Genomic DNA, 13024 nt, shown 5'->3' with positions numbered 1-13024 from the left:
TATAACGGAGGTTGTCAGCTTTGTGATAATGAACGCCGCCGTGCCCTCGAGTACACCGACCGAGAGTCGAGGGCTCAGTCGTCAGCGGCTGTGTTGGCGTCGATCGAGACCTCTATCTCGGCAGCTGCGGCCTTGTACTCGGGGATCTTCGCTCGTTCGTCGAGAACGTCGTTGGTGAGTTTGTTCGCGGAGGCGGCCGCGAAATGCGGCGTCGTCCAGACGACACCTTCTTTGATGTCTTCCGTGACTTGTGCTTCGACTGTGATCTCGCCGCGCCGTGATTTGAGTGTGACTTCGTCGCCGTCTTCGATCCCGTAGCGTTCGGCATCTGCAGGGTTGACGTCGACGAAATTTTCGGGCGTCTGCCGGTTGAGCGTCGGCGATCGGGTGCTCATCGTGCCGGTGTTGTAGTGTTCCTCGAGTCGGGCCGTCGTCAAGATCAGTGGATACTCCTCATCCGGCGTCTCGGCTGGTGGCTGGTGGCGAACCCCCTCGATGTGTCCGAGACCGCTCTCAGTGTCGAACTCGTCTTCGTACAGGAACAGGTCTCCTTCGTCGCCGGGTTCATAACACGGCCAGTGGAGCCCCTCCTCACCGAGGAGGTCGTAGGTCATCCCGTGATAGATGGGGCAGACCTGTCGGAGCTCCTCGAACACCGCCTCGGGGTCCTCGAAGTCGAACAGCGCTTCCCCATCGTCGAACAGCCGTTGCCCGATCTCTGAGACGATCTCGAGGTCGTGTTTCGTGTTTTCGTGGACCTTCCCGACGCCACGCATGCGCTGGACGCGCCGGTCGGTGTTCGTGACAGTGCCACCGCGTTCGGCCCAACTCGTCGCCGGAAGGACGACGTCGGCGTACTCCGCCGTCTCGGTCATGAAGATGTCCTGTGCGACGATGAACTCGAGTTGCTGGATCCGTTCGGCGACTCGATTGGCGTCGGGCTCGGACATGACCGGGTTCTCCCCCATCACGTACAGCCCCTTGACCGACTCGCCGAACTCGTGGGAGAGTTCGACGTTCGTCAGCCCCGGTTCGTCGGGCACCTCGAACCCCCAAACCTGTTCGACGCGCTCACGAGCGGCATCGTCGTCGACCAGCTGATAGCCCGGGAGCACGTTCGGCATCGCACCGACGTCACAGGTCCCCTGGACGTTGTTCTGGCCTCGAAGTGGATTCACACCCGTCCCGGGTCGGCCGACGTTCCCCGTGATCAGCGCGAGGTTGATCTCGTTCTGGACGTTGTCGACACCACACCGATGTTGGCTCATCCCCATTCCGGTGAAGATGGCCGCGTTGTCGGCCGTGGCGTACTTCTCTGCGGCCAGTTCGATCTCCTCGAGTGGTACGCCACACTCCTCGGCGGCGGCCGCTTTATCGAAGTCTCTGAGCGACCGCTCGAGATGCTCGAAGCCTTCGGTTCGCTCCTCGATGAACGCTTCGTCGATCCAGTCGTTCTCGAGTGCTGTCTTGATGACGACGTTCAACAGCGGGATGTCAGTTCCCGGGTTCAACTGGAGGTGTTGATGGCGGTCAGTGTCGTCGATCTTGAACGACCGCGTCGTCTTGTTCGCGTGTGGGTCGACCTGAATAACGGTCGCACCGTCGAGCACTGCCTGCCGGAAGTACTGGCTGTTGGCGATGGGATGTTGCTCGCCAGGATTCGCGCCTTGGATCCAGAAGACGTCTGCCTCGTCTCGAAGGTCCTCCATGCTGTTGGTCATCGCACCCGCGCCCAGGCTCGTTCGCAGCGCCCAGACGGTCGACGCGTGACACATTCGCGTGCAGTTGTCGACGTTGTTCGTTCCGTAGCGGCGGGTCAGCTTCTGGAGAAGGTAGTTCTCCTCGTTCATCACCTTCGATGAGCCGTAAAAGCCCATCGCGTCGGGCCCGTGTTCGTCTCGAATGCGGGCAAGTTCGTCGACAACGTACTCGTAGGCTTCCTCCCACGATGCGTCGCGGAACTCACCGTCCTCTTTGATCAGTGGGTTGGTCAACCGGTCCTCGTGATCGACGACTTCCGTCGCTGCCCCACCTTTGATACAGACACGCCCCTCGTTTACTGGTGCATCACCCCACGGCATAAACCGCATGTCACTGGGCTCTTCACCGGGCTGTACCGTAATTCCGCACCCGACACCGCAGTACGGACAAATAGTTTTCACGGGATCTGGATTATCACTGGACATAGGTCACGTTTTGACCACGTTCGCGAGCCGCGGTGTCACGACCAACCATCTCCAGAAGCATGATTCTTTCTAGCACGAACCACTTCAGTTCAGCCACCACAGCTCATGAACCAGCCAGCGAACGCGCCCGTTCGAAAAGCGGTTGATACCACCAACGGGGCAATCAGTGGCAAAAATTCTATTGGAGCGCCCGTGAACAATCGAGTATCGTGGAGCTCACACGGACCATCATCGAGACGAAAGCTGAGGAATACCGGACACAAGAGCCACTGTACCCCGTCGAGCAAGAACAGATCGAGGGACTACCAGGAGCGTTCGAAAGCGGCGAGTTCGGGTGGCGTGATGCAGAGTGGGTCGTCAGATGGTACTATCGGCGCTCTCTGGGCGACGTTCCGAACGCAGAGCGGCGAGCGGCCGAAGACCGGTTCGGACAGAACGACTTTGAGATGGTCAAACGTGTTCTCGGTGACGCGACCACGGCATCCGACGTGTCCGAGCGAGTCTCCCGACTGACAACGTTGGAGGGCGTAGACGTTCCGGTCGCCTCCGCCTATCTGCTGTTTATCGATCCAACGTCGTTTATTGTCGGTGGCGAACGAGAACTGGCAGTTCTGGATGCGGCTGGACAGTTACCTGACGACTATCCGGACACGTTCTCACTCGAGGCGTACGAAACGTACCTCGAACGCTGTCGATCGCTGGCCGACCGCCTCGAGTGCGATATGTGGACGCTCTATCGCGCACTCTGGCGACTGGAGTCCGAACTCGATGATGTTTAACGCGTGCGAATTTTATCGTCAAGCAACTAGCTGCCGGCAGCCGTTACTCCCATGCATCTAGTTGCTCGCCGAGATCGTCGTGCAGTTGCTGTGCCTGTTCTTCTGTGAGATCGACGATCACATTTCGCCTGTATTCCGGCGGCTTCGACTCCGGATGTGGTCGGAAGTAGCCGTCAATCTCGATTCGTCGTTCGCCGTTGTGCTCGTGGACTCGCAGATCGATTCTGTCGTACTGCATGGTCCGTGGTACGCTCTCGAGTGACAAAATGGTTGGAGTAGCAAGGGCTCAGTCGTCGTTCGCCGGCAAAGCAAAGTGCAGCCAAATAGTGCGTCTCGTCTCGAGCGACGGCAAAACGGGGCTTGCGCCAGAAACCGATGGGATCTACAAACCACCCTCCGCGGGGTGTGCTAACAATACTAGCGTTACATTCATACACGTACTTACAGTAGAGACAATCAATCATGTCGAAACATTCTACAGATTCGTCAGCTCCCCGTCTGTTTCGGCACCGCGAGGTTTTTGCTGTATCCAGCCAACTAGCGTGCGTGACAGCTTTCGACGCAGTCCTGTTCGACCTCGATGGCACACTTTGTCATCGAAACCAGGACACTGATGCGATATACGCGAACGCGTTCGAACAGGTGGGCGAAGAGCCGTTTGGCGAACCCACTGCACTCTGGGCAGCACTCGATGGACCGCCAGACCACGACGACTGGCTTGGCTACATCGGTGCTGGATTTGCCCGTCTCGCTGCACAGCACGGCCGGACGGATGTCGATCCGCTTGCGCTTGCGGAGGCACTCAATGAGTTCGTCGACGATACCGCAGTGACCCTGTTGCCGGGAGCAGAGCATGCGCTTGAGAGTGCGGCCGAAATTGGGCCTGTGGGAATGGTCACGAACGGTCCAAAAGACCGCCAGCAGGCGAAACTCGAGACACTCAACATAGTGCACCGATTCGACGTGATCGTCTACGGCGCGGAACTATCGCGAAGAAAGCCACATACAGTCCCGTTCGAACGCTCGCTCGCCGAACTTGACGTGGTGCCAGCGCAGGTGTTGTACGTTGGTAACTCACTCGAGTACGATGTCGCAGGCGCACAGAACGCCGGACTGTCGGCCGCGTGGCTCCGCGGGATGGACGACGACGCCGGGGCGTACGACCCGGAGTACGTGCTTGACTCACTGTCGGACCTTCCAGACGTGCTGAGCGAAAGGCGATGACTGAGGAGCTGTTGGGAAAGGCGTTCGAAGATGACAAACAGCGAGCTGGCGCTGCTGTTGCCCTCACAGCTCTTGCCGAGTCAGTCACGGAAATAGTGCCGATACACCGTGGAAACCGAAAACAAACGGCAGTTGCCAGATTTGCACAGCGAAATCCAGTAGTAGTGCAGGTGTGCGACGAGGCGACGTGGTTACAAACCGAGGCGACACTGCTAGCTGAGATACGAAACCGAACCAGCGTTCCGGTACCGCCTGTACTCACTTCGGGTTGTCACAATAACGTGGCGTACATGCTCACGGCGTACATCGACGGTGCTGACCTCCACGAGCGGTTCACTGTATTCGACTCGGCGATACAACGCGAACTTGCCCAGTCGTTCGGGACGTCTCTCGCCCATCTTCACGAAGTGTTCCAGTTCGATGGGTACGGCACGCTCAAGACAACGAGTAAAACGCTTACCCCACGACGCGACGACTGGGAAACGTGGTTTCGCGAGTATGGACACCGGGCTGTCAGGCGGCTACCACCGGTGTTCGAGCCGCTCCGATCCGAACTGCGAGAGCTGGTTGCCAATTCGCCCGTCGAGTCGGCACCTCCTGCACGGCTTTATCCGTGGGATTTTCGACCTGGGAACGCACTCGTTGCTGACAAAAGTATAGCGGCGATCGTGGACTGGGAGGCTCCACTGGCCGCCCCAGCGTCACTGTCGGTGGCAAAAGCCGAGTATCTCATCGCAGACTGGTACGTTCCGGAGCCAGAACCGCTTCGAGACGCTTTCAAGACGGGATACGAGAGCGTCAGACCATATCCATCAGTTCCGACAGTATACCGCGTGGCTGCAATCGCGGACAGTGCAGTCGATTCGACAGGCACCGTAACCAACCCGCAGTATCCGGAACTCGAACACGACGATGCAGTCGCGTTCCATCGCCGGGCACTCGAGGCTGCAGTCGAAAACGATCCGCCCTCGAGTTCCAAGCCGAACAGCCACGATACAAGACGACCGTGATCAGATCGTTCGACAGAGACCACGGGCCGTGTGCCTCGAGGTTTGACGGGGGTGGTTCACTGCGTTGGCGTGCTAAATGATAGTACCATACACAAAAAACCAATCTGACATATTAGATGGAGCAAAATTAACAGAATGTAGACTATGACTCTGTAGATAGTATAACGGTATCATGTAGATTCGCTATATCGGTTCGATAAGCAGCGATCCTGCATCGAATTGCAAAAGCTCACGTAGTTGATCGATACTCTTCAATAAAACAGAATCACATATATACCGACTGTACCGCAACTTCTTCGAGGTCAAATCTATTCGAATCGATTCCATTTGAACATATAATTCACAAAATAGCTACACAAACATCTTCTCTTCCAAGCCATTTGGCGGGCAAAATCAATAACAGCAGAATCATGGCTCCAGTCGTCTGTTTCGCCGAACTGTATTTTTGGCGCAATTCACTCTAACGATCCTGTACTGCACTATTTTGATCCCACCTGAGCAATGTCGTGGTGCGGTCGTGAGGATCTCGAGAGCGACACAGAAATCGAATCGGTAGACCTACACGCTTGGATTCACAACCGCCAGTAATGCGACTTGCACGGATCAGAACTTCGGATGGAACGGTTACGGGACGGTACGAGGACGGCGTCGTTCACACGGACGACGAGAGCTACGAAGTCGGCGTCGATGGAGATCTGCGTCCGCCTTGTGAGCCCACAGCACTGTACTGCGTCGGTCGCAACTACGCAGAAACGTTAGATCAAATGGAGTATGAACGGCCCGAAGAGCCCGACTTTTTTATCAAACCGCCCGCTTCGCTGGTGAGCCACGACACACCGATTGCCTATCCAGAGTTTACGAGTGAACTGACCTACGCTGGTGAACTCGCGGCGGTCATCGACGAAACCTGCCACGACGTTCCGGAAAGCGAAGTCCCCGAAATCGTCCGTGGATACACAATTATGAACGACGTGGACGCCCTCGATCAACAGGGACGGACTGCACGAAAGGCCTTCGACGGTTCAGGCCCGCTCGGTCCGTGGATCGAGACAGCTGTCGACCCAACTGATATCGACATGTGGACCGACGTGAGCGACGAACGACGACAGGAAGCGAACACGGAGCTGATGCTGTTCGATCCGTACGAGATTATCTCCTATCTTTCCAAACGGTTTACGTTCCAGCCAGGGGATGTCGTCGCGTTCGGCAGTCCCGCAAATCCCGGTCTCATCGAACCCGGTGACACCGTCGAGATTACTTACGAGGGAGTTGGAACCCTTCGGAATCAGGTCGTCGACAGTAGCAAGAAGGATTAGCGTGATACTACTGACCGCATCCAAGATGAGTAGTGTGGGATAGTCAGCCCCCATAGAATTTTGAGGACTTATATTAAAAGTCTATAATTTGTAACTGTATCTATTGCTAGTGTCAAAATATGCCTGATTGCACAACATATATACAATAGATATGTATTCCAGTTTAGTTTCACCACACTCGGACTTTCTTCAACTTATTAAATTATTATATTAGACAAATAGATGATAGATTTGTGTATCGCGTGCTGAAATAGTCACCATCATATTTATTAATACCATTATAATACGTGTGGGTGAGGTGTTCGCAATGACCACTATTTCAGCCATATCATCCGAGTCGAATCCGTGTACAGAGCGGAAAGTCACTAGTCGGACCGGGCCAACGGAGGTCAGCTGCAGATGGTAGTCGAGATCCTTGCTGCAGCGTTGCCATTGTTAATCGTCGCCGTCCTGATCGTCGGATTCCTGTGGCCGGCGACGTACGCGATGCCGATTGCGTGGGTCGTTGCTCTCGGTATCGGATTTACCATGTGGAATAACCCCCCTGAGTATCTCGCAGCTGCGTCAATAGTTGGGGTGATGACAGCCCTCGAGATCCTGTGGATCGTTTTCGGAGCGCTCATTTTGCTTTACACGCTGATGCAGGCTGGCGCGTTCGATCGGATCAACAGAGGGTTCACGGCAATCTCAGATGACCGGCGCGTTCAGATCGTCCTGCTTGGCTTTTTGCTCGCGACGTTCATCGAGGGTGCTGCCGGCTTCGGGACCCCTGCCGCGGTCGTTGCACCACTGTTGCTCGCACTCGGGTTCCCAGCACTTGCAGCGGTGCTTGCGGCGTTGATCGGACATATCATTGCCGTAACGTACGGAGCGGTAGGGACACCGATCATCGTCGGTATTCGAGACCCGCTCTCGAGCGTTTCGTTCACAGAAGAGGCGATCCAAGCCGAGGGACTGACCGTCGCTGAGTACTCGGTCCAGGTCGCAGCGTGGGCAGCGACCTACCACGCGCTGGTCGGGTTCGTCATGCCACTGTTCGCGGTTGGGATGGTCGTCTACTTCTTCAGTCCGAAAGGCGAACGCTCGCTCAAGCCAGCACTGGATGTCTGGCCACTCTGTCTGTTTGCAGGAATCGCCTTTGCAGTCCCGTACTGGCTCTCGGCGTGGTTCCTGACGGCCGAATTCCCGTCGCTGATCGGATCGATGGTCGGGACTGCGATCGTCGTGTCTGCGCTCAAAGCGGGATACTTCCTTCCCGACGAAGAGTGGGACTTCCCACCGCGAGAGGAATGGCCCAGTCACTGGGTCGGCACGATCGAGCCAGGTCAGAACGGTGCTGGGAAGACGGCCGCGACGAACGGCGGGCAAGCAATGTCGCTGTTCAAAGCGTGGTCGCCGTATCTCTTCCTCGTCGTGTTACTGGTGCTTACTCGTGTGATCGAGCCCGTCACGGAGTTCTTCAACAGTTCGCTGTTCGTTATCGAGTGGTCGAACATCCTAGGGACGCCACACGACGCAGCGATCGCATGGGGACACGCTCCTGGCCTATGGTTGCTCGTGAGCGCAGTCGTTGCGATTCCGCTCTTCGGCATGAACACGGATCAGGTTAGCAAAGCGTGGCGGGAAGCCGGTGAGAAACTCATCTCGCCTCTGATCGCGCTCGTGTTCGTGATCGCAATGGTGCAAGTGATGCTCCTCTCCGGCGCGCCAGACAGTGCACCGGAGGTCGGAAGCATGATCGAGGTGCTCGCGGTCGCAACCGCGAACGTCTTCGGGCCGGCCTATCCCGCTATCGCGGCGTTGATCGGTGCACTCGCCGCAGCAATGACCGGATCGAACACCGCGTCGAACATCACGTTCGGTGCGTTCCAGTTCGAAGCAGCATCGGAGCTCGGTTTCCCCACACAGATCATCGTCGGCGCACAGGCCGTTGGTGGTGCGATCGGGAACCTCGTTGCGATCCATAACATCATCGCGGCACTAGCGACCGTCGGCCTCGTGGGTCAGGAAGGACGGATTATTCGACTGAACTTGATCCCGCTGGTCTACTACGCGGTGTTTGTCGGCTTCTGGGCCATGCTGTTCGTCTACGTCATGCCCGACGTGATGCCGGCGGTGTTCGACGTATTTTAAGCAACTAGCACGGCTCTGTAACAGGATCTGTTTTTTCGCCAATTGCTGTGCACCGAGTCCGGCGTCACCTCGAGAGCGTCGACAACGCCGACGCATCGCTCGAGGTGGTTGTACAACTGAAACGAGTTCCACACCCAGCACACGTCGGCTCTACGATGGAGTGTGAACTGCCAGTCAATGGCACCGACGGTACACGCTATTCCACGCCGATTCGACAGGAAAGCTGTCAGTAGTCACACTGATCGGCTCTCGAAAACGGCAGGGGTAGAAGAACTCGAGGACACGTGATCGAAAACGAGGCCCATCAGCCGTTACGATCCCGAGAGCAGGTCGTTCACCTTCTCAATCGGGTGCGGCGGTTTCTCCGTTCGTGTATCGCGGTCGCCAATCTGACTCCGACAGGACGCGCCTGGTGCGACCGGCGCTCCGCCGCTCTCGTCGAGTTTTTCGTAGAGTTGCTCACCGATCTCCTTCGAGAGATCATAGTGTTCAGCTTCGTAGCCGAACGAGCCAGCCATCCCACAACAACTGGACTCGATCGGATCAACCGCGTAGCCGGCGCGGCGCAGGACACCAACGGCGTGGTGATCCTTTCCGGTTGCCTTCTGGTGGCAGTGGCCGTGATACGAAAGGGTTTCATTGGTTTCGTCGAACGGGAGCTGTTCGATGAGTCGGTACGTGTCAAGGTATTCACTGATACCGTACGTGTGTGTAGCGACCGTTTCCGCGTCAGCCGTGGTCACGAGGTCGAGATACTCGTCCTGGAAGACCACCGCATCCGAGGGTTCGATCGCGACGATTTCGTACCCATCCTCGATGTACTCGGTGAACAGGTCAATGTTCGTCCGGGCACGCTCTTCAGCGGCATCGAGCATCCCCACTGAGTACGCCGCCCGACCGCTCGGGGCGACGTCATCGGGAATTTCGACGTGGACACCGGCGGACTCGAGCACGCGGATGGCGGCCTTACCGGCCCTTGGATGGCAGTAGTTCGTATACGTGTCGGGGAACAACACGACCTTCCGGTCGGCCTCCGTCGGGCTGACTCGCGACCCGCGTGTTGCATACCAGTCTTGCAGGGACTCTCGCTTGAACGAGGGAAGGTCTCGATCGGAAGCAATCCCGGCGACTTTCTCCATCACGAGGTCGCTTCCCGGCAGCTTCTGACCGACGTTCGAGAGTGGTGCGAGCGTGCTTCCGATCTTCGAAACGGTATCGATGTTGCCGAACAACCGCTCTCGAAGTCCGATACCCTCTCGTTCGTAGTACTGATACTTGGTTTCGGCTTTGAGTTTCGCCAGGTCGACACCGGTTGGACAGTCGCTCTTACAGCCTTTGCAGCCGACACAGAGGTCGAGGACTTCGTCCTGGAAGCGCGCGGAGTACATTTCTTCTTCGGGGATCTCACCGGAGATTGCCGCTCGAAGCATGTTCGCCCGACCACGGGTTGTCGCGATTTCGTCTTTCATCCCCCGGTACGTCGGACACATCACGTCATCTGTCTGCCGACAGGTTCCACAGCCGTTACACAGTTCGACCAGATGCGAAAACCCACCCTCGTCGGAGAAGTCCAGTTTCGTCTGTGGCTCGATCGAGGTGTAGCCCGCCCCGTAGCGAAGGTTCTCACGCATGTCGGTCGGGTCCTCGTCGGTGTAGACGACCTTTCCGGGGTTCATCCGCCAGTCGGGGTCGAAGACCGACTTGATTTCCTGGAACGCCGACCACAGCTCCTCGCCGTACATCTTCGGATTGAACGCCGTTCGTGCAAGCCCATCACCGTGTTCGCCCGAGAACGACCCGCTATGCTCGAGGACGAGATCGGTCACGTCGTCGGTGATCGACTGCATCGTCTGGATGCCGTCGTCCGCTTTCAGGTTGAGAATGGGCCGGATGTGAAGCGTTCCACTTCCTGCATGGGCGAAGTACGCAGCCGAGGTGTTGTGATCGTCGAGGACGGCCATGAATTTCTCGACGTACTCCGCGAGCTCGGCGGGTGGAACCGTTGCATCTTCGATGAAGGGGTAGGGTTTTGGATCGCCTTTGAGGCCCATCAACAGCGGAATCGCAGCCTTCCGAAGCTTCCAGAGGTCGGCCTGATCGGCGTCGGTGTACGCCTCAATAGCCTCGAAAGCGTCACCTTTGTCGACGAAGTGGGCGTTCGTCTGCCCGATCGCCGCTTCGAAATCGTCGTGGAGTTCAGAGTCGTACTCCAACATCAGCGCCGCTTCCGTCTCGTCGGGAATCGGCTTCTCGTACTGAGAAAACTGTTCGGACTCTCGAGCGAGTCTGAACATCTCGTCGTCCATGAGTTCGACCGCGCTGGGACCAAACTCGAGAGCTTCGGGGACTGCCTCGAGTGCCTCGAGCAGATCGGTGAAACAGTAGAGAACGAGCGCCGTCTCTTCGGGGAGTGTCACGAGGCTGATCTCGGCTTCGACGATCACGCCGAGAGTGGATTCCGCGCCAACGAAGAGTTTCGAGAGATTGATCACCGTTTCGCCCGCCTCGTTCTCGTAGATCACCTTGTTGAGGTTGTACCCGGAGACGTTCCGTTTGAGATCAGGGTAGCGGGCCTCGATTTCGTCGGCGTGTTCCTCGACGAGCCCGCGGACGGTCCGGTAGATGGCCGCTTCGCGGTCGTCTTTCGACACGATCTCGTCGTACTCATCAGAATCGAGGACGACCTCGCGAGTATGGATAAGCGAGCCGTCGGCGAGAACGACTTTCAACTCCTCGGTGTAGGCGTCGGTAATGCCATACCGAACGGAGTGTGCACCAGTCGAGTTGTTTCCGATCCCGCCGCCGATCGTCGCGCGGTTCGACGAGGCAGGATCCGGAGCGAACTTGAGTCCGTACTGTGCGGCGTGTTCGTCGAAGTGGTCTTGGACAACCCCTGGCTGGACACGTGCCCGCTTCCGGTCGGCGTCGACCGCCAGGATATCATCCATATAGACCGTCATATCGAGCACGACACAGCCTGGCCCCACCGTCTGTCCACCAAGTGACGAACCGGCCCCGCGTGCGATGATCGGAACATCGTGTTTAGCTGCGACGCGAACGGCGTGTTTTACGTCCTCGGTATCACGAGGGAACACGGCTCCCGCAGGGCGAGCCTGGTAGATGCTGCCGTCGGTCGCGTACAGTATCTGTGCGTATTCATCGAAGCGAACATCGCCTTTGGTAACCGCTCGAAGATCGTTTGCGAGTTCGACGTACTCGCTTACATCGCTGTAGTCATGGTCGAGTGTCTCTCGAAACTCCTCATAACTACGAAGGCCGTCTTGAGGCTTTTCAACCGCCATTATTTGACACCTTCAATATCGATCATTATAAATTCTACCATTATTTCCATTTCCGAGAGGTGTTGTATGACTACAATTAAAGTTGAAATATAGCTCGGGCGAAACCACTGATGGCTGACAGCCGTCGAGAACACGTCTGGAAAAGCATGGTGTATGCCAACAGACGAAGACCAATCGGGGAGCAAACCAGTGAAGTTGTCACGAGTTCTGGCGACGGAAGCTCAAAGCACAGAACACGGCAGACAGGTATTCTTCGTGGACGCTGAAAGCGGGTGCGTATCTGATCAGCAGTCCACAATGCGCGATAATCAATGAATTTAAGATTGTAGTCGTGAGCAAACAGGGTATGGAACTCATCCATATCAATATCAACGTCGCCGACGCCGACGAGACGATCGAATTTTATCAGCAGTTCGGCTTTGAAGAGAGTTGGGAGTTCGAAACGCCGGATGGCGAAACGAAAAATCGGTACATTGCGGATAACAACGGGATTGAACTGCAACTCTCCGATACGACTGGTGACGAGGAGTTCGACCAGGGAACGGCGTGGGACCACCTTGCAATCGGAGTCGACGACGTTGACGCCGTTTTCGAAGACATCGATCACTACGGCGTCGTGAAAGAACCAGGCGATCAGCCCGAAGCCGGTGCTCGAACAGCGTTCGTCTACGATCCTGACGGACGAAAAGTCGAACTCGTCGAACCACTGGACGAGAGCACCAACTGAAACGGGTTACACACCGATCGCACGGTGGCTGTGCGATCGGACGTGCATTGATTCACAGCGGCTATGATGGGTGTTTGGGTCGCGAGCCAATCGTCTCCGATAGTGTGATCTGACGACAAGAGAGACGATTCGAACACTCAGTTAGTGACCAGCTATTCTCTATTTCAGAATAGAGACCAGTTATCGACAGAAGCCAAGAATGTGTTACAAATGTATGGCTGTAAATTTGTAAATACCGTTTGAACGCGCAGGGTCGAAACGAGGTTGTTAACCACCTATTGTTCTCTATGCCAGAACAAGTGACTGTCGCTGAGTGAACAAACAGCGAGTGTTACCACCGAGCGATT

At 56.7% G+C, this 13024-nt stretch carries 9 protein-coding genes; 6 read left to right on the top strand and 3 right to left on the bottom strand.

Annotated features, from left to right (window positions below):
- Nucleotides 1-74: 74 nt before the first annotated feature.
- Nucleotides 75-2186 (bottom strand): formate dehydrogenase subunit alpha, encoded by a 2112-nt coding sequence (fdhF, locus tag ACERJA_RS18945; protein ID WP_373609776.1) that lies wholly within the window; start codon nucleotides 2184-2186, stop codon nucleotides 75-77.
- Between the two features lie 209 nt (nucleotides 2187-2395).
- On the opposite strand from fdhF, the gene ACERJA_RS18940 reads away from it, so the two are divergent.
- Nucleotides 2396-2965, top strand: a complete 570-nt coding sequence (locus ACERJA_RS18940) for a hypothetical protein (RefSeq protein WP_373609775.1) — start codon at nucleotides 2396-2398, stop codon at nucleotides 2963-2965.
- A gap of 43 nt (nucleotides 2966-3008) precedes the next feature.
- Here ACERJA_RS18940 and ACERJA_RS18935 read toward each other — a convergent pair whose 3' ends face one another.
- Nucleotides 3009-3203 carry a hypothetical protein gene (locus tag ACERJA_RS18935; RefSeq protein WP_373609774.1) on the bottom strand — a complete coding sequence of 65 codons (195 nt, stop codon included), beginning with the start codon at nucleotides 3201-3203 and terminating at the stop codon, nucleotides 3009-3011.
- A gap of 308 nt (nucleotides 3204-3511) precedes the next feature.
- Between ACERJA_RS18935 and ACERJA_RS18930 the strand changes: the two genes are divergently transcribed.
- From ACERJA_RS18930 to ACERJA_RS18915, 4 genes are all read left to right on the top strand, one after another.
- Nucleotides 3512-4189, top strand: coding sequence for an HAD family hydrolase (locus tag ACERJA_RS18930; RefSeq protein WP_373609773.1), 678 nt, complete (start codon nucleotides 3512-3514; stop codon nucleotides 4187-4189).
- Nucleotides 4186-5199, top strand: a complete 1014-nt coding sequence (locus ACERJA_RS18925; protein ID WP_373609772.1) for a phosphotransferase family protein — start codon at nucleotides 4186-4188, stop codon at nucleotides 5197-5199. The genes ACERJA_RS18930 and ACERJA_RS18925 overlap by 4 nt, the downstream gene beginning before the upstream one ends.
- Nucleotides 5200-5786: 587 nt before the next feature.
- Complete coding sequence (locus tag ACERJA_RS18920; RefSeq protein WP_373609771.1) at nucleotides 5787-6515, top strand: fumarylacetoacetate hydrolase family protein; 729 nt, start codon at nucleotides 5787-5789, stop codon at nucleotides 6513-6515.
- A 399-nt stretch (nucleotides 6516-6914) separates the two neighbouring features.
- Nucleotides 6915-8648: an L-lactate permease gene (locus ACERJA_RS18915; RefSeq protein ID WP_373609770.1), complete on the top strand. Its 1734-nt coding sequence runs from the start codon at nucleotides 6915-6917 to the stop codon at nucleotides 8646-8648.
- A gap of 311 nt (nucleotides 8649-8959) precedes the next feature.
- Here ACERJA_RS18915 and ACERJA_RS18910 read toward each other — a convergent pair whose 3' ends face one another.
- Nucleotides 8960-11950 carry an FAD-binding and (Fe-S)-binding domain-containing protein gene (locus ACERJA_RS18910; protein ID WP_373609769.1) on the bottom strand — a complete coding sequence of 997 codons (2991 nt, stop codon included), beginning with the start codon at nucleotides 11948-11950 and terminating at the stop codon, nucleotides 8960-8962.
- A 346-nt stretch (nucleotides 11951-12296) separates the two neighbouring features.
- Between ACERJA_RS18910 and ACERJA_RS18905 the strand changes: the two genes are divergently transcribed.
- The gene (locus ACERJA_RS18905) at nucleotides 12297-12677 is read left to right on the top strand and encodes a VOC family protein (protein ID WP_373609768.1); all 381 of its coding nucleotides are present in this window, start codon (nucleotides 12297-12299) and stop codon (nucleotides 12675-12677) included.
- The last annotated feature ends 347 nt before the right edge of the window (nucleotides 12678-13024 follow it).

Origin of the sequence: Natronorubrum sp. A-ect3, from assembly GCF_041821125.1 — an archaeon.
Taxonomy (GTDB): Archaea; Halobacteriota; Halobacteria; order Halobacteriales; family Natrialbaceae; genus Natronorubrum; species Natronorubrum bangense.
The sequence above is the reverse complement of the archived record's forward strand: the minus strand, read 5'-3'. Positions and strand labels throughout refer to the sequence as shown.

Coding starts and splice junctions, on each gene's coding strand:
- ACERJA_RS18910 (WP_373609769.1), bottom strand. CDS start 11,950: ATGGCGGTTGAAAAGCCTCAAGACGGCCTTCGTAGTTATGAGGAGTTT.
- fdhF (WP_373609776.1), bottom strand. CDS start 2,186: ATGTCCAGTGATAATCCAGATCCCGTGAAAACTATTTGTCCGTACTGC.
- ACERJA_RS18915 (WP_373609770.1), top strand. CDS start 6,915: ATGGTAGTCGAGATCCTTGCTGCAGCGTTGCCATTGTTAATCGTCGCC.
- ACERJA_RS18920 (WP_373609771.1), top strand. CDS start 5,787: ATGCGACTTGCACGGATCAGAACTTCGGATGGAACGGTTACGGGACGG.
- ACERJA_RS18925 (WP_373609772.1), top strand. CDS start 4,186: ATGACTGAGGAGCTGTTGGGAAAGGCGTTCGAAGATGACAAACAGCGA.
- ACERJA_RS18935 (WP_373609774.1), bottom strand. CDS start 3,203: ATGCAGTACGACAGAATCGATCTGCGAGTCCACGAGCACAACGGCGAA.
- ACERJA_RS18905 (WP_373609768.1), top strand. CDS start 12,297: ATGGAACTCATCCATATCAATATCAACGTCGCCGACGCCGACGAGACG.